This window comes from Ottowia sp., assembly GCF_035444425.1.
GTDB lineage: Bacteria > Pseudomonadota > Gammaproteobacteria > Burkholderiales > Burkholderiaceae_C > Ottowia.
Genome location: NZ_DAOMOQ010000004.1, coordinates 103,000 through 118,522, shown reverse-complemented (window position 1 = coordinate 118,522; position 15,523 = coordinate 103,000). Strand labels below are relative to the sequence as shown.

General features: G+C 67.7%; 17 protein-coding genes. 7 read left to right on the top strand and 10 right to left on the bottom strand.

What is annotated here, in order from left to right; all coding sequences use genetic code 11:
• Nucleotides 1–73: 73 nt before the first annotated feature.
• The 8 genes from PK606_RS03100 to PK606_RS03065 all read right to left on the bottom strand — a co-directional run bounded on the left by PK606_RS03100 (nucleotide 74) and on the right by PK606_RS03065 (nucleotide 8,341).
• A complete protein-coding gene (locus PK606_RS03100; RefSeq protein WP_502920778.1) occupies nucleotides 74–1,060 on the bottom strand; it encodes an ABC transporter ATP-binding protein in 987 nt (328 codons plus the stop codon).
• 92 nt (nucleotides 1,061–1,152) lie between these two features.
• Nucleotides 1,153–2,154, bottom strand: a complete 1,002-nt coding sequence (locus tag PK606_RS03095) for an ABC transporter ATP-binding protein (RefSeq protein ID WP_324560540.1) — start codon at nucleotides 2,152–2,154, stop codon at nucleotides 1,153–1,155.
• Between the two features lie 4 nt (nucleotides 2,155–2,158).
• Nucleotides 2,159–2,293, bottom strand: a complete 135-nt coding sequence (locus tag PK606_RS03090) for a hypothetical protein (RefSeq protein ID WP_324560537.1) — start codon at nucleotides 2,291–2,293, stop codon at nucleotides 2,159–2,161.
• Nucleotides 2,293–3,204 (bottom strand): ABC transporter permease, encoded by a 912-nt coding sequence (locus tag PK606_RS03085; protein ID WP_324560534.1) that lies wholly within the window; start codon nucleotides 3,202–3,204, stop codon nucleotides 2,293–2,295. The genes PK606_RS03090 and PK606_RS03085 overlap by 1 nt, the downstream gene beginning before the upstream one ends.
• A gap of 89 nt (nucleotides 3,205–3,293) precedes the next feature.
• Nucleotides 3,294–4,880: an ABC transporter substrate-binding protein gene (locus tag PK606_RS03080; protein ID WP_324560531.1), complete on the bottom strand. Its 1,587-nt coding sequence runs from the start codon at nucleotides 4,878–4,880 to the stop codon at nucleotides 3,294–3,296.
• Between the two features lie 50 nt (nucleotides 4,881–4,930).
• The gene (locus PK606_RS03075) at nucleotides 4,931–5,911 is read right to left on the bottom strand and encodes an ABC transporter permease (protein ID WP_324560528.1); all 981 of its coding nucleotides are present in this window, start codon (nucleotides 5,909–5,911) and stop codon (nucleotides 4,931–4,933) included.
• 222 nt (nucleotides 5,912–6,133) lie between these two features.
• Nucleotides 6,134–7,078, bottom strand: coding sequence for a porin (locus PK606_RS03070; protein ID WP_324560525.1), 945 nt, complete (start codon nucleotides 7,076–7,078; stop codon nucleotides 6,134–6,136).
• 315 nt (nucleotides 7,079–7,393) lie between these two features.
• Complete coding sequence (locus PK606_RS03065; protein WP_324560521.1) at nucleotides 7,394–8,341, bottom strand: porin; 948 nt, start codon at nucleotides 8,339–8,341, stop codon at nucleotides 7,394–7,396.
• 221 nt (nucleotides 8,342–8,562) lie between these two features.
• Between PK606_RS03065 and coq7 the strand changes: the two genes are divergently transcribed.
• Nucleotides 8,563–9,201 (top strand): 2-polyprenyl-3-methyl-6-methoxy-1,4-benzoquinone monooxygenase, encoded by a 639-nt coding sequence (gene coq7 / locus PK606_RS03060; protein WP_324560518.1) that lies wholly within the window; start codon nucleotides 8,563–8,565, stop codon nucleotides 9,199–9,201.
• A 125-nt stretch (nucleotides 9,202–9,326) separates the two neighbouring features.
• On the opposite strand, the gene PK606_RS03055 is transcribed toward coq7, so the two are convergent.
• The gene (locus PK606_RS03055) at nucleotides 9,327–9,776 is read right to left on the bottom strand and encodes an OsmC family protein (protein ID WP_324560515.1); all 450 of its coding nucleotides are present in this window, start codon (nucleotides 9,774–9,776) and stop codon (nucleotides 9,327–9,329) included.
• A 342-nt stretch (nucleotides 9,777–10,118) separates the two neighbouring features.
• Here PK606_RS03055 and ilvA point away from each other — a divergent pair, with 342 nt between their 5' ends.
• Nucleotides 10,119–11,696 carry a threonine ammonia-lyase, biosynthetic gene (gene ilvA, locus PK606_RS03050; protein ID WP_324560512.1) on the top strand — a complete coding sequence of 526 codons (1,578 nt, stop codon included), beginning with the start codon at nucleotides 10,119–10,121 and terminating at the stop codon, nucleotides 11,694–11,696.
• 27 nt (nucleotides 11,697–11,723) lie between these two features.
• On the opposite strand, the gene PK606_RS03045 is transcribed toward ilvA, so the two are convergent.
• A complete protein-coding gene (locus PK606_RS03045) occupies nucleotides 11,724–12,362 on the bottom strand; it encodes a hypothetical protein (RefSeq protein ID WP_324560509.1) in 639 nt (212 codons plus the stop codon).
• Nucleotides 12,363–12,416: 54 nt separating this feature from the next.
• Here PK606_RS03045 and gspG point away from each other — a divergent pair, with 54 nt between their 5' ends.
• The 5 genes from gspG (at nucleotide 12,417) to gspK (ending at nucleotide 15,516) form a co-directional block, all read left to right on the top strand.
• Entirely contained in the window at nucleotides 12,417–12,860 is a 444-nt protein-coding gene (gspG, locus tag PK606_RS03040; RefSeq protein WP_324560507.1) for a type II secretion system major pseudopilin GspG, read from the top strand.
• 106 nt (nucleotides 12,861–12,966) lie between these two features.
• Entirely contained in the window at nucleotides 12,967–13,464 is a 498-nt protein-coding gene (locus PK606_RS03035; protein WP_324560504.1) for a pilus assembly FimT family protein, read from the top strand.
• The gene (gspI, locus tag PK606_RS03030) at nucleotides 13,461–13,820 is read left to right on the top strand and encodes a type II secretion system minor pseudopilin GspI (protein ID WP_324560501.1); all 360 of its coding nucleotides are present in this window, start codon (nucleotides 13,461–13,463) and stop codon (nucleotides 13,818–13,820) included. The genes PK606_RS03035 and gspI overlap by 4 nt, the downstream gene beginning before the upstream one ends.
• Entirely contained in the window at nucleotides 13,820–14,530 is a 711-nt protein-coding gene (locus tag PK606_RS03025) for a PulJ/GspJ family protein (RefSeq protein WP_324560498.1), read from the top strand. The genes gspI and PK606_RS03025 overlap by 1 nt, the downstream gene beginning before the upstream one ends.
• A complete protein-coding gene (gene gspK, locus PK606_RS03020; protein ID WP_324560495.1) occupies nucleotides 14,527–15,516 on the top strand; it encodes a type II secretion system minor pseudopilin GspK in 990 nt (329 codons plus the stop codon). The genes PK606_RS03025 and gspK overlap by 4 nt, the downstream gene beginning before the upstream one ends.
• Nucleotides 15,517–15,523: the final 7 nt, after the last annotated feature.

Below are 15,523 nucleotides of genomic sequence, written 5' to 3'. Positions count from 1 at the left end.
ATTATCCCTTGCCCCAGCGGGCTGCCGGGTGTCGGCGCGCGCTGCCAGCCTGCGCCGGCAAGCGGTCGAGACGTCAGATGCGGCCTTCCTCCACTGCGTGGCAGGCCACCTGGACATCGCCGTAGCGCAGCATCTGCGGCCGCTCGGCGGCGCAGCGCGCGTTGGCGTGCGGGCAGCGCGGATGGAAGGTGCAGCCGCTGGGTGGATTGAGCGGATTGGGCACTTCGCCTTGCACCGGCGTGCGGGCCTGGCCGGTGTCGCGCATCTTGGGGATGGCGTCCAGCAGCATGCGCGTGTAGGGGTGGCGCGGCGTGCTGAACAGGGCGTGCTTGGGTGCCAACTCGACGATGCGGCCCAGGTACATCACGCCGACCTGGTCGCTGACATGGTGCACCACCGCCAGGTTGTGGCTGATGAAAAGGTAGGTCAGGCCCTGCTCGCGCTGCAGGTTCTTCATGATGTTGAGCACCTGCGCCTGCACCGACACGTCGAGCGCCGAGGTCGGTTCGTCGCAGACCAGAAACTCCGGTTGGGTGGCGAGCGCGCGCGCGATCGAGATGCGCTGGCGCTGGCCGCCGGAGAACTGGTGCGGGTACTTGGTCATGTCGGCCGGCGCCAGGCCGACCGACAGCAGCAGTTCGCCCACGCGCTGCTCCAGCGCCGCCTTGCCGCTGACGGTGCCGTGCTCGCGCATCGGTTCGGCGACGATCTCGGACACGCGCCAGCGCGGGTTGAGGCTGGCGTACGGATCCTGGAAGATCATCTGGATGCGCTCGCGCAGCTTGCGCGCACGCGCGCCGCCGGCCCGGAAGGCGGCATGCGCATCCTGGCCATCGAAGTGGAAGCTGCCGCGCGTCGGCTCGTAGAGGCCGACCAGCACGCGGGCCACCGTGCTCTTGCCGCAGCCGGATTCACCGACCAGCGCCAGCGTCTGGCCCTTCTCGATGCTGAAGGTGGCGTCATCCACCGCGTGCAGCAGCTGCCGCGGCTTGCGCTCCAGCAGGCGGTTGAGTAGCGGCGGCGAGACGTCGAAGGTCTTGGCCAGGCCTTCGGCGCGCACCAGCGGCTGTGGCGCTCCCTGTCCCGCCGATGGCAGAGAGTCTGCGTGGCGGGCGCTGGACACCCGCGCAGAAGCATCCATCGTCGCGGCGCTCATGCGGCGACTCCTTCGGTGCGCGCCGCCCAGGAAGCACGGTCGGGCGCGTGCAGCCAGCACGCCGCCTGCGTGGCGCCGGCGTCCATCAGCTCGGGCCGCTCGATGCGGCAGCGGTCGAACACCTGCGGGCAGCGCGGGTTGAAGGCGCAGCCCTTCGGGATCGCGTTCAGCCGCGGCATCGCGCCGTCGATCTGGTTGAGCTGCTCGCGGTCCTCGGTCATGTCGGGGATGGCGGCCATCAGGCCTACCGTGTACGGGTGCGCCGGCTGGTTGATGACCTCGTGCACCGGGCCGATCTCGGCGATTCGGCCGGCATACATCACGGCCACGCGGTCGCAGGTCTCGGCGATCACGCCCATGTCGTGCGTGATCAGCATCACCGCCGCGCCGCGCTCGCGGCAGACCTTCTTGAGCAACTGGATGATCTGCGCCTGGATCGACACGTCGAGCGCGGTGGTCGGCTCGTCGGCCACGATCAGCTTGGGCTCGGCCGCCAGTGCCAGCGCGATCACCACGCGCTGGCGCATGCCGCCGCTGAACTGGTGCGGGTAGTGGTCGATGCGCTGCTCGACGGCCGGGATGCCGGTGTCCTGCAGCAGGCCGATGGCGCGCTGGCGCGCCTCGGCAGCGCTGACGGGCAGGTGGGTCTGGATGGTTTCTATGAGCTGCCGGCCGATGCTGTAGAGCGGATTCAGCGAGGTCAGCGGGTCCTGGAAGATGGCGCCGATCCGGCGCCCGCGGATGTGGCGCATCTGCTCGTGGCCCAGGTTGTCGATGCGCTGCCCTTCCAACAGGATCTGGCCGCCGGCGACGCGGCCCGGCGGCTCCAGCAGGCCGATGATCGAGGCGCCGGTGAGCGACTTGCCGGCCCCCGATTCGCCCACCACGCCGAGGATCTCGCCCGGTGCGATCTCGAACGAGATGTCGTCCAGCGCCCGCAGCGTGCCGCGCCGGCCCGGGAATTCGACGATGAGGTTCTTGACTTGCAGTAGGGGCATCGTGTCAGTCGTACCGGCGCGGCGGAATGACGAAATGAAGGTGCGGCCATACCGCCCCGATGACGGTGCGGTGTGCCATGAGCCGTTGCGTCATGTCATCATTGAAGCCGTGCAGCGGCGGAGTGGTTGCTTCATTCATCAGTTCAGCCGGGGGTTCAGTGCGTCACGCAGCCAGTCGCCCAGCAGGTTCACCGACAGCGCGATCAGCACCAGCATGACGCCGGGGAAGATGGTGATCCACCACTCGCCCGAGAACAGGTAGTCGTTCCCGACCCGGATCAGGGTGCCCAGCGACGGCGAGGTGGGCGGCACGCCGACGCCGAGGAAGGACAGGGTGGCTTCGGTGATGATGGCGGTGGCCACGTGGATGGTGGCCAGCACCAGCACCGGCCCGGTCACGTTGGGCAGCACGTGCTTGCGCATGATGCGCCAGGGCGCGACGCCGGTGACGCGCGCGGCCTGCACGTATTCCTTGCCGCGCTCGACCATGGTACTGCCGCGCACGGTGCGTGCGTACTGCACCCAGCCGGTCAGCGAGATGGCGACGATCAGCACGCCGAAGGCCAGTGATTCGTTGGCATGGGGGAACAGCGCACGTCCGACGCCGGCGATCAGCAGCGCCACCAGGATGGCCGGGAACGACAGCATGACGTCGCACACGCGCATCAGGAAAGCATCGATCCAGCCGCCCTTGAAGCCGGCGATCAGGCCCAGCAGCACGCCGACGACGACCGAGATCAGCACCGACACGATGCCCACCACCAGTGAGATGCGGGCGCCGTAGATCAGCGCCGACAGGATGTCGCGGCCCTGGTCGTCGGTGCCGAGCAGGTAACGCGCCTTGCCGCCTTCCTCCCAGGCCGGCGGCAGGCGGGCGTCGCTCAGTTCCAGCGTGGTCAGGTCGAACGGATTGTGCGGCGCCACCCAGTGCGCGAACACGGCACAGAACACGCAGATGAAGGCGATCGCGGCGGCGGTGATGGCGGTCGGCGAATTGCGGAAGCTGTAGCCGACGTCGCTGTCCCACCAGCGGGCAAGCAGTTGACTCATGAATCGGTCAGGTTGCGGGCGTGCAGGAAAAAGGGCTGGGGCGCCGCAGCGTCAGCGGCCGCGCGCCAGCCCGTTCACACCTTCTCAGATCACTTCTTGACCGTGATCCATTTGAACGGCATGTAGTTATCGGCCAGCTGGGTCAGTTCGACCTTCTTGCTCACGCCCCAGGCCAGCGTCTGCTGGTGCAGTGGCAGGTGGCCGACGTCCTCGGCGTGGATCTGGAACGCTTCCTTGATCATGGCGTCGCGCTTGGCCTTGTCGGTTTCGGCGCCGAGCTTCACCGTCAGTTCGTCAAGCTTGGGGTTGCAGTAGCTGCCCAGGTTGAACTGGCCGGCGCCGGTCTTGTCGTCCGGGCAGCGCATCAACGCATTCAGCGCGTTGTGCGCGTCGTAGGTCGACGGCGTCCAGCCCAGCAAGTAGAAGCTGGTGTCGCGGCGCAGGATCTTCGGGAAATAGGTACCCTTGGTCTCGGCCTGCAGGTTGATCTTGACGCCGATGCGCGACAGGTTGGCGGCCACCGCCTGGCAGATCTGCGCGTCGTTGACGTAGCGGTCGTTCGGGCAGTTCATGGTGACCTCGAAGCCGCTGCCGTAGCCGGCGTCGGCCAGCAGCTTCTTGGCCGCTTCGACGTCATAGGGCAGGCGCTTGTCCTGTGCCTCGGTCCAGCCGTTGATGCCGGGGCCGACCATCAGCGCGGTCGGCCGCGAGGCATCGCGCATCACGGTCTTCTTGATGCCGTCGATGTCGATGGCCTGGTAGAAGGCCTGGCGCACGCGCTTGTCCTTGAACGGGTTCTTGCCCTTGACGCTGGAGAACTGCAGCTCGTCGCGCTTCTGGTCCATGCCCAAGAAGATGGTGCGCAGTTCGGGGCCGGCCAGCACGCGCGTGGCCGGGTTGGAGTTGACGCGCCCGATGTCCTGCACCGGCACCGGCTCCATGACGTCGATCTCGCCCGACAGCAGGGCGGCCACCCGCGTCGCCGGGCTGGCGATCGGCGTGAACACCACTTCCTGCACGTTGCTCTCGACCTTGCCCCAGTAGCGCGGGTTGCGCACGAACACGGTGCGCACGCCCGGCTGGCGCTCGCGCACGTGGAATGGGCCGGTGCCATTGGTCTTGAACGAGGCGGTGTTCTCGATGCCCTTGCGGCGGTCGACCGGACGCGTGGCGTTGTTCTCCTCGCACCACTTCTTGCTCATGATGTACACCTGCGACATGATCTGCGGCAGGATCGGCAGCGGCGTCTTGGTCTCGATCTCGATCGTGTGGCTGTCGATCTTGCGTGCTTCCTTGACGTCGTTGGTGTAGGCCTTCATGTCGGAACCATCACCGGCAACGCGGCCCAGCGTGAACACCACGTCATCCGCGGTGAACGGCGTACCGTCGTGGAAGTTGACGCCCTTGCGCAACTCGAAACGCCACACCGTCGGCGACATCTGCTTCCACGACGTGGCCAGCATCGGCACCATCTCGAGCTTCTTGTTCCAGCCGACCAGTGCCTCATAGGCGTTGCTGACGGTGGACAGCTGCAGCGACTCGTTGAGCGAGTGCGGGTCCAGCGACAGCGCGTCGCCCTGGTTGGCGATGCGCACGGTCTGGGCCGAAACCGATGCGGCCAGCCCCAGCAGCGCGGCGCCGGCCAGCATGGAAATGGATGTCTTCTTGAATACCATGGATGCCTCCTCGGTGGTTGAAACAGGAAATGTCGGATGCGGGTGCCGGTTCAATGGCCGGCCGCCCTGGCGACGCGCAGCCGCGGGTCGACCACGACGTACAGCATGTCGACGATCAGGTTGATGACGACGAAGATCAGCGCGATCAGGCACAGGTAGGCGGCCATCACCGGCACGTCGGCGAAGGTCACGGCCTGGATGAACAGCAGGCCCATGCCGGGCCACTGGAACACCGTCTCGGTGATGATGGCGAAGGCGATCAGGCCGCCCAGCTGCAGGCCGGTGATGGTCATCACCGGCACCAGCGTGTTCTTCAGCGCGTGGCCGAAATGGATGGCGCGGTCGGAGAGGCCGCGCGCCCGCGCGAACTTGATGTAGTCGGTGCGCAGCACCTCCAGCATCTCGGCGCGCACCAGGCGCATGATCAGCGTCAGCTGGAAGATCGCCAGCGTGATCGCCGGCAGGATCAGGTGCATCCAGCCGCTCCGAGTCAGCAGGCCGGTGCTCCACCAGCCGAGATTGACGGTCTCGCCACGGCCGAAGCTCGGCATCCAGCCGAACCAGACCGAAAACACCAGGATCAGCAGGATGCCGATCAGGAAGGTGGGCAGTGAGACGCCGAGAAGCGACACCGTCATGAACACCTGGCTCATGAAGGTGCCGCGCTTGAGTGCCGCGTAGACGCCCATCGGCACCCCCACCAGCAGCGCCAGCAGGGCGGCGGCCACCGCCAGTTCGAACGTGGCCGGAAAGCGCTCACCCAGCAGGCGCGAGACCTTGGCGCCCTGGCGCAGGCTGAGACCGAACTCACCCTGCGCCGCGTTCACCAGAAAGTGCCAGAACTGCACGAAGAAGGGCTGGTCCAGCCCGAGGTCGGCGCGCAGTTCGCGAATCTGCTCCGGCGTGGCGTCCTGGCCCAGCAGGAACACCACCGGGTCGCCCACGTACTGGAACAGCAGGAATGCGATGAAGGCCACCGACACCATCACGATGATGGCCTGGATGAAGCGGCGGAGAATGAAAGCGCCCATGTGTCAAAAAACGTAGCAGGCGCCGATGCTACCAGAGCGGCTGGCCGATCCATGGCAGGGATTGCGAGCATGCGCCGCGTCGGCTTGCAGGGCGTGTCGCGCCAATACCTCCCGTCATGCCCGCTTGCGCAGGAATGGCAGGGTAACGGTGCCCAAAGAAAAAGCCGCCCGAAGGCGGCTTTTTCGACTGATCTGAAACTACCCTTTCAGGTAGCCCGGCGATCAGAAGTTGTGGCGAACACCGATACCATAGTTGTTGTCGCCATCAAGACGCAGGTAGGCACCATAGATGAATGTACGCTTGGACAGGGCGTACTTGGCTTCCAGCAGTCCGTTGGTGTACTTCTTGCTGCCCCACTGGTTCTTGGTGTCGCGGGTCAGGTCGAGCGTGACCGAAGCAGCACCAAAGGTGGCTGTACCACCCAGCGAGAAACCGCGGCGCTGAGCATTGACGATGTGGGCGACGTTGTAAGACGTAGCCAACGCAAAATTACCAAAATTGTACTTACCGCCCAGCGAGTAGTTTGTCTTACTGCCCGAAGTCTTGTTAGCAGACAGGCCGATACCGATCGGACCATTGGCATAGATGGCATTAGCATCCCACTTGGCGGCGCCGTTGTCCTGCTTGGTGATGTAACCCACCTCAGCGCTGAAGCCGCCCAGGTTGGGCGTCTTGTAGCTGAACTGGCTGCTGTTACGCGCGCCGGCACCGATGGCGCCAGTCGGGGCAACCTGCGGATTGATGTACTTGTAAGTATTGCCGATCACCGAGTAATTGGCGGTGCCGGTCAGTTCCCAAGCGGCCACGCCGTAGAACGACGGGGTCAGGGTACGACCCATCTTGAAGGTACCCCAGTTGCCACCCAGCCACAGGTTGGCGGCACGGCCCCAGTAGCCAGCACCAGCGGTCGAGGTGTCGCCGTTCTCCAGCGACAGGCCGGTTTCGAAGTTGAAGCCAGCCTTCAGGCCGCCACCCAGATCCTCGACGCCACGCACGCCCAGACGGCTGGTGCCGTTGTTCATGGTGCCGGCGCTGATCATTTCGGTCTTGCCGCCTTCCATTTTGCCGACGCCGACGTCAGCCACGCCGTACAGGGTCACGGAAGATTGGGCCATCGCGGCGCCCGAGAAGCCGATCACGGCCAGGGCAATCAGAGATTTTTTCATTGCAAGTTCTCCAAGGTTAAACATAGGGCGCCGGTGCGAAGGGTCCGTCTGCGATTCCCGCCGGTTCCCCGGGCCAACCTCCCCAACCGGGAAGTTGCCTCTATTGCACCAGAGGCGTCATCAACTTGCAAAGACTTCCGGAACGATTCGCCCTGAGCTACTGCGTTTTGTCGTTTAACCGCGACACAAGCTCATGAACCGTTGGTTATGCGCAACAAGGGATCACATTGCGAAAAAAGAACAGGGAGGACGCGCGGCCCTCCCTGGGACCCGGAGGGCGACCGGCCCGGACGGCCGATCGCCCCGACGGCCGGATCAGAAGTTGTGGCGGATGCCGATGCCGTAGTTGTTGTCGCCGTCCAGCCGCAGGTAGGCGGCGTAGACGAAGGTCCGCTTGGACAGGGCGTACTTGCCTTCCAGCACGCCGTTGGTGAACTTCTTGCCACCGATTTCGTTCTTGGAGTCGCGCGTCAGGTCGAGCGTCACCGTGAAGGCGTTGAACTTGGCCTGCCCGCCGAGCGAGTAGCCGCGGCGACGCAGTGAACCGGACGAAGTCTGGTTGTAGGAAGCCGCCAGTGCGAAGCTGCCGAAATTGTACTTGCCGCCCAGCGCGTAGTTGGTCTTGCCGTCCTTGACCTTGTTGACGCCCAGGCCGACGCCGATCGGGCCGTTGGCGTACTTCAGGCCCAGATCCCACTTGGCGCGGTCGCCGTTGTCGGCCTTGAGCATGTAGCCGATCATGGCGCTGAAACCGCCGAAATTGGGGCTCGTGTACTTGAACTGGCTGTTGTTGCGCGAGCCGGCGCCGGCCCAGCCGTACGTGTTGGAGATGACCGAGTAGTTGGCGGCGCCAGTGAGTTCCCAGGCGCGGCCGGCGTCGTAGCTCGTGGTGTATTCGCGGCCCATGGTGAAGCGGCCCCAGCCGCCGCCCAGCCACAGGTTGGCGCCGCGCGACCAGAATGCCGACGAGGTGGCGGCACCGTTGTCCAGATCGAGACCGGTCTCGAAGGTGAAGCCGGCCTTCAGGCCGCCACCCAGGTCCTCGACGCCGCGCACGCCCAGACGGCTGTCGCCGTTGTTCATCTTGCTGGCGCTGAGGAACTCGGTCTTGTTGGAGGCGTCGTTGGCCGGGCTCTTGCCGCCCGAACCGGATTCGATCTTGCCGATGCCGGCGTCGGCCACGCCGTACAGGGTGACCGAGGACTGGGCCAGGGCAGCGCCGGAAGCGACCATCACGGCCAGGGCGATGAGCGATTTTTTCATTTGCAGGTTCTCCAAGGTGATAGACACGTGATGTGAGCTTCGTGGCAGCAGGAACTGCGTCAACTCGACGCCTGGTGACTCCGGTGCTGTTCAAAGCTGTATCCATTGCAACCGGCGGGTGTGACCACCCGGTGAATCGGCCGGCTTATGTTGCAGTGCAGCAACACTTGTCCTCTGGGCCGGCGCACACGGTGGCAGCGCCGCTGTCGTACCATGGGCGCATGGACCTCAGCCTGACCGATCGCCTGCTGTCCGCCGTCGACAGCAGCCTGCGCACCCTGGTTGCCGCACTGCAGGCGGCGCGGCCCAATCCGGCGCGGCAGGCCGAGGCGGGGACGGTGCTGACCAAGCGCGAGCGGCGCCTGTCGGGCGCGCTGATGCGTGTCAACCACGTGGGCGAGGTCTGCGCGCAGGCCCTCTACACCGCCCAGGCGCTGGGCACCCGCGATCCCGAACTGCGCCGCCACCTCGACGCCGCCGCCCGCGACGAGACCGACCACCTGGCCTGGACGCGCGAGCGCCTGGATGAGCTTGGCGATCGGGTGTCCTGGCTGAATCCCTTGTGGTATGCAGGGGCTTTCAGCATCGGCCTGCTGGCCGGGCGCATCGGCGGTGATGCATTGAGCCTCGGCTTCGTGGTCGAGACCGAGCGCCAGGTCGAGGCCCACTTGGCCAGCCACATGGACCGCCTGCCGAGCGCCGACACGGCCTCGCGCGCCATCGTGGCGCAGATGAAGGAAGACGAAGCGCGCCACGCCGACGCCGCCCTGCAGGCTGGCGGCAAGACCTTGCCGGCGCCGGTGCGCGGCCTGATGCGGTTGGCGGCCAAGGTGATGACGACGACCGCGCACAGAATCTGACGCATCCCCTGAACCGCTGACACGCTTTTGCCAGCCTATCGACACGTCACCGCTGTGGGAACGGGCTTGCCCGAGGTGCGTGCAACGCCGCCAAGCCCAGGCGCCATGGCGGCGCAGTCACGCCATCAAGCCTCGACCAACTCGAACGAGGTCGTGATCTCGGCCGTCTTGCCCAGCATGATGGATGCCGAGCAGTACTTGTCGTGGCTGAGCGCGATGGCGCGCTCCACCGCGTTGGCGGGCAGGTTCCTGCCGCTGACGCTGAAGTGCATGTGGATCCTGGTGAACACCTTGGGGTCTTCGTCGGCGCGCTCGCTTGTCAGCTTGACCGAACAGCCGCGCACATCATGCCGGCCGCGCTTGAGGATCAGCACCACGTCGTAGGCAGTGCAGCCGCCGGTGCCGGCCAGCAGCGTTTCCATCGGCCGCGGCGCCAGGTTCTGGCCGCCGTTCTCGGGCTTGGCCGCATCGGGTGCGCCGTCCATGGCGATGACATGGCCCGAGCCTGTCTCGGCCACGAAACCCATCTTCGAGCGGGTACCCGCCGCGCCTGTCCAAGTGACCGTGCATTCCATGCTGTTGTGCCCTCCAGTAGAACGCGAGCGTAACGGATTCGGCACGCGCTGGAAAACCGGGAAAAACGCACGAAATCCAGACTTGGTTGTTGCGGCGCAACAAAACCTATCGAACGATCGTGCTTTTCATGTAGACTAGCGATCATTCAGGTGGCCAGGCCCCTGCGACAGTTGTCTCCTCCACCCCTTCACAAGGTGGATTCAAGCCCCGAACCGGAAGGTGCGGGGCTTTTTTTTGCTGCCCCGCAGCAAATCGGCATACGCATGGCGATGCCATGGATGCGCCGGCTCCTTATGATTGCCAGTTTGCCCGCCTTCCTTTCACCCGCTACCGTCCGCGCGATGAACACCAAGCCCGCTGCCAGCCGTTCCCGGTCGCTGACCTCCACCGACTACCTCAAGCAGGTGCTGACCGCGCGCGTGTACGACGTCGCCGTCGAGTCCGATCTGGATCCGGCGCGCGCGCTCAGCCGCCGGCTGCACAACAAGGTGTTCCTCAAGCGCGAGGACCAGCAGCCGGTGTTCAGCTTCAAGCTGCGCGGGGCCTACAACAAGATGGCGCACCTGACGCCGGAGCAGCTGAAGGCGGGTGTGATCTGCGCCAGCGCCGGCAACCATGCGCAGGGCGTGGCGCTGAGCGCGCACCGCCTGGGCAGCCGCGCCATCATCGTCATGCCGACCACCACGCCGCAGGTCAAGATCGATGCCGTCAAGGCGCTCGGTGGCGAGGTGGTGCTGGCCGGCGACAGCTACTCCGACGCCTACGAGCACGCCGTCAGGCTGCAGGCCGAGCAGGGCCTGACCTTCATCCATCCGTTCGACGACCCCCTGGTGATCGCCGGCCAGGGCACCATCGGCATGGAGATCCTGCGCCAGCACCAGGGGCCGCTGCATGCGGTGTTCGTGGCCATCGGCGGCGGCGGCCTGATCAGCGGCGTCGGCGCCTACATCAAGGCGGTGCGGCCCGAGGTCAAGGTGATCGGCGTGCAGATGCGCGACTCGGCCGCCATGGCGCAGTCGGTGGCCAGCGGCAAGCGCGTGCAGCTGCCGGATGTCGGCCTGTTTTCCGACGGCACCGCGGTCAAGCTGGTCGGCGCCGAGACCTTCCGCGTCGCGTCGAAGGTGGTGGACGAGTTCATCACGGTCGACATCGACGCCGTCTGCGCCGCCATCAAGGACGTGTTCATCGATACCCGCAGCATCGTCGAGCCGGCCGGCGCGATGGCGGTGGCCGCCATCAAGCAGTACGTGGCGACGCACAAGACCAAGGGCGAGAACTACGTTGCCATCCTGTCGGGTGCCAACATGAATTTCGACCGCCTGCGCTTCGTCGCTGAGCGCGCGGAGGTCGGCGAGGAGCGTGAAGCGCTTTTCGCGGTGACGATTCCCGAGGAGCGTGGCAGCTTCAGGCGCTTCTGCGAGGGCATCGGCAAGCTGCCGGGCGGGCCGCGCAACGTGACCGAGTTCAACTACCGCATCAGCGACGCCGCCAGGAACGGCCAGGCGCACGTGTTCGTCGGCCTGACCACGAACGGCAAGGGCGATTCGCCGCGCATCGCCGCCGCCTTCGAGCGCGCAGGCTTCGCCACCATCGACCTGACCCACAACGAACTGGCCAAGGGCCATGTGCGCTACATGATCGGCGGCCGCTCGGCGCTGGCGCAGGACGAGCGCCTGCTGCGCTTCGTGTTCCCCGAGCGCCCCGGCGCACTGATGAAGTTCCTCAGCCTGATGCGGCCGAGCTGGAACATCAGCCTGTTCAACTACCGCCACGAGGGTGCCGACTACGGTCACATCCTGGTCGGCATGCAGGTGCCCAAGGCCGACGATGCGGCGTTCCGGCGCTTCCTGCTGGAGCTCGACTACCCCTGGGTCGAGGAAACCGACAACCCGGTTTACCAGGTGTTCCTGCAGGGCTGAATCACGGGGCGGAGCCGGCCGCCTGCCTCAATCGTTGGCGGTTCCTGCCGGCTGCGCCGGAAACACCTGCGGCACCGGCGCCGCGCCCGGCACGATCGCGGGTCGCGGCGCCGCCCTGGTGTGCGGCGCTGGCGGCGTCACGGTGGGCGCGCCGAGGCGCGACGGGGCCACCGCATCGCCGGCACTCGAGCGCTCTGCCAGGCCCGGCATCTCGAGCCGCAGTTGCTGGTCGCCCGCGGCCAGAACCACGGCGCGCGGCGTCAGCGAGCGCACGGCCCAGCCGCCTTCCACGCCTTCCAGCGGGGCGCCGATGCGCACCGGCTTCGGCGGCTTGCCATCGACCGCGATCAGGGCCGCGCCACGCCCGCCGTGCGTGACGATGCCGCGCAAGGCCAGGCGGCTGGCCAGCGCCGGTTCGGACGCCACGGCTGCCGGCGCCGCCGCGTTGTCGGGTACGCCGAGCGCGCGCGCCACCTGACGTGCATCCGCCGGTGCGCGTTCGGCCGTGCCGCCGGCCAGCGGCGCCGCCACCGGCGCGCCTCCGCCGCTGGTGCGCAGATACCAGAACAGCGCGCTGGCGGCGACCAGGGCCCACACCAGCAGGGTCGGCAGGCCCGTGGCCAGCCGGTCTGACAGGCGCGGCTTCATGGGCGCGGCGGCGGGCATCGTGTCATGATCCGACGATTATCATTGAAGGCACCTCGCTTTCGTGCCCTGGCCATGACTGATTCACGCTCCCTTGCCGGCCACCTGCGCCGCGCCGCCGGCTTCACCCTGATCGAGCTGATGGTGGTGCTGGTGATCATCGGCGTGCTGGCAGCGCTGATCGTGCCCAACGTGCTGGACCGCACCGACGACGCCCGCGCCACCGCCGCGCGCACCGACATCGGCAACCTGATGCAGGCGCTCAAGCTCTACAAGCTCGACAACCAGCGCTACCCGACCGCCGAGCAGGGTTTGCAGGCGCTGATCGCCCGGCCCAGCGCGCCGCCGGTGCCGGGCAACTGGCGGCCCTACCTGGAAAAGCTGCCCAACGACCCCTGGGGTCAGCCCTACCAGTACCTGAACCCGGGCATCCGCGGCGAGATCGACGTCATGAGCTTCGGCGCCGACGGCCAGAGCGGCGGCGACGGCAAGAACGCCGACATCGGTTCCTGGCAGTAGGCGCGTCCCGCGTCATGCCGGCGCGCCGGATTCACGCGATATGACACGCTGGCTGTCACTCACGGGGCAGCGCTCACCTTTGATGCCGGCGGCGACGACAGGCGCCATGCCAGTGAACGCCGTGGACGGGCTGGTACCGGCCACCGGCGTCGTCCCCCCTTCGGGGTGCAGGCGCGCAGCGCCTCAGGGGGGATTCACGCTGATCGAGCTGATGGTGGTGCTGGCGATCGTCGCCATCGGCACCGCGCTGACCAGCCTGGCGCTGCGCGACAGTTCGGCCAGCGCACTGGCGCGCGATGCCGAACGGCTGGCGGCGCTGCTGGAAACCGCGCGCGCGCAATCACGCGCGGCCGGCGTGCCGGTGCGCTGGCGTCCGGTGGCCGGCGGCTTCGTGTTCGAGGGCCTGGCGCCTGCGGCGCCGCTGCCGCGCCATTGGCTCGACGCGCAGACGGTGGCGCTCGGCAATGCGGTGCTGGTGCTCGGCCCGGATCCGGTGATCGGTCCGCAGGCGGTGGTGCTGCAGCGCCGCGATGAGCAGACGCCGCCGCTGCGCGTGGCCACCGATGGCCTGCGCCCGTTCGCCGTCGTCCAGGGCGCGCCATGAAGCGGCCCGTGTCCGGCTTCACCCTGATCGAGGTGCTGGTGGCGCTGGCCATCACCGCCATCGCGCTGATGGCCGGCATGCAGGCCAGCACGGCGCTGACGCGCAATGCCGACCGCCAGGGCCAGGTGCTGCTGGCGCAGATCTGCGCCGAGAACGAGCTGATCCGCACCAAGCTCGAAGGTGCCCTGCCGGGCGTCGGCACCAGCACGCTGAACTGCGCGCAGGGCGGCACGGTGTTCGAGGTGGTGCGCCAGGTGCAGCCGACGCCCAACCCCAACTTCCGCCGCGTCGACGCCCACGTGCACGCGGCTGGTGTGCCGGTGCTGCAGCTGTCGACCATCGTGGGACGCTGGTGATGGCGCGGCCGCTGACGTCCGGGCGCCGGCGCCCCGCCGGCTTCACCCTGATCGAGGTGATGGTGGCGCTGACCATCCTGGCGGTGATGGCGGTGCTGACCTGGCGCGGCATCGACGGCATGTCGCGGGCGCAGCAGTTCACGCGCCAGCACACCGACCAGGTGCTGGCGCTGCAAGCCGGGCTGGCGCAGTGGCGCGCCGACCTGGACGCCATGCGCGACTGGTCGCCGGCGGCCACGGCGCCGGGCAGCCCGCCGGCCGACAGCGGCGCCGCGCAGCGCAGCCTGTCCTGGAACGGGCAGACCCTGCGCATCACGCGCGAGGACAGCACCGATGTTTCTGCCGGTCTGCGCGTGGTCGCCTGGGCGCGCAGCGACAGCGGCCAGTGGGCGCGCTGGCAGTCGCCGCCGCTGCGCAGCAACGATGCCTGGACCGCGGCCTGGGAACAGGCCGCGCTGTGGGGGCAGGGCGCCGCGCCGGGCGCGCAGGCGCAGGCGGTGAACATCGCGGCGATCGGCAGCTGGCAGCTGCACTACTTCCGCAACAACGCCTGGACCAACCCGCTGTCCAGCGGCGCGGAAAGCGCCGCGGTGGCCAACCGGCTGCCGCTGGCGATCCGCCTGATGGTCGAGCTGGCGCCGGACCAGGGCCTCGGCGGGCCGCTCACGGTGGACTGGCTGCAGCCGACCTACCGGCCGGGGGCGCCATGAAGCCGCGCCAGGGCCGGACTCAGCGCGGCGCGGCGCTGCTGAGCGCCATGATCACCGTGACCCTGGTCGCCACTCTGGCGGCGACCGCGCTGTGGCAGCAGTGGCGCGGCGTCGAGGTCGAGGCGGCCGAGCGCGCACGGGTGCAGTCGTCCTGGCTGCTCAATGGCGCGCTCGACTGGGCGCGCCTGATCCTGCGCATCGACCACAGCTTCAATGTCGATCACCTGGCCGAGCCCTGGGCCGTGCCGCTGGCCGAGGCGCGCCTGTCGACCTTCCTGGCGGCCAGCGAAGCCGACACCGAAACCGACCGCGACGCCTTCCTGTCGGGGCAGATCGTCGACCTGCAGTCGCGCCTGAACGTGCGCAACCTGGTCGGCCGCCAGAAGCAGGAGCTGATCGCCAACCTGGAGCGCTTCGAGCGCCTGTTCAGCCTGCTGCAACTGCCGCGCTCGGAACTCGGCGCACTGGTCGACAACCTGCGCAGCGCGCTCGACGCCGAGGCCGCCGGCATCACCACGCTGCCCGATCCGCTGATGCCGCAGCGGGTGTCGCAGCTGGTCTGGCTGGGCCTGTCGCCGGCCACGGTGCAGGCGCTGGGGCCCTACGTCACCGTGCTGCCGGTGCGTACGCCGGTGAATCTCAACACCGCCAGCGCGCAGGTCATCCACGCGGTGGTGCCGGCGCTCAGCCTGGCACAGGCACAGCAACTGGTCACGGCGCGCTCGCAGCAGTACTTCAGCAGCGTCGGCGATGCCATGCAGCGCGTCGGCGCGCCGGCCGACGCGGTGGCCGGCTGCGCCGACTGGTGCAGCGTCAACAGCCGCTTCTTCGAAGTGCGTGCGCGCCTGCGACTGGATGATGTGGCGCTGGAGGAGGTCGCCTGGGTGCAGCGCCGCGGCGCGCGCCAGCCGGTCGACGTGCTGTGGCGCCAGCGCGTGCCGCTGTCGCTGGCCGCGGACGCGATCAGCGGTCCGGGCCAGCGCTGAAGCCGGC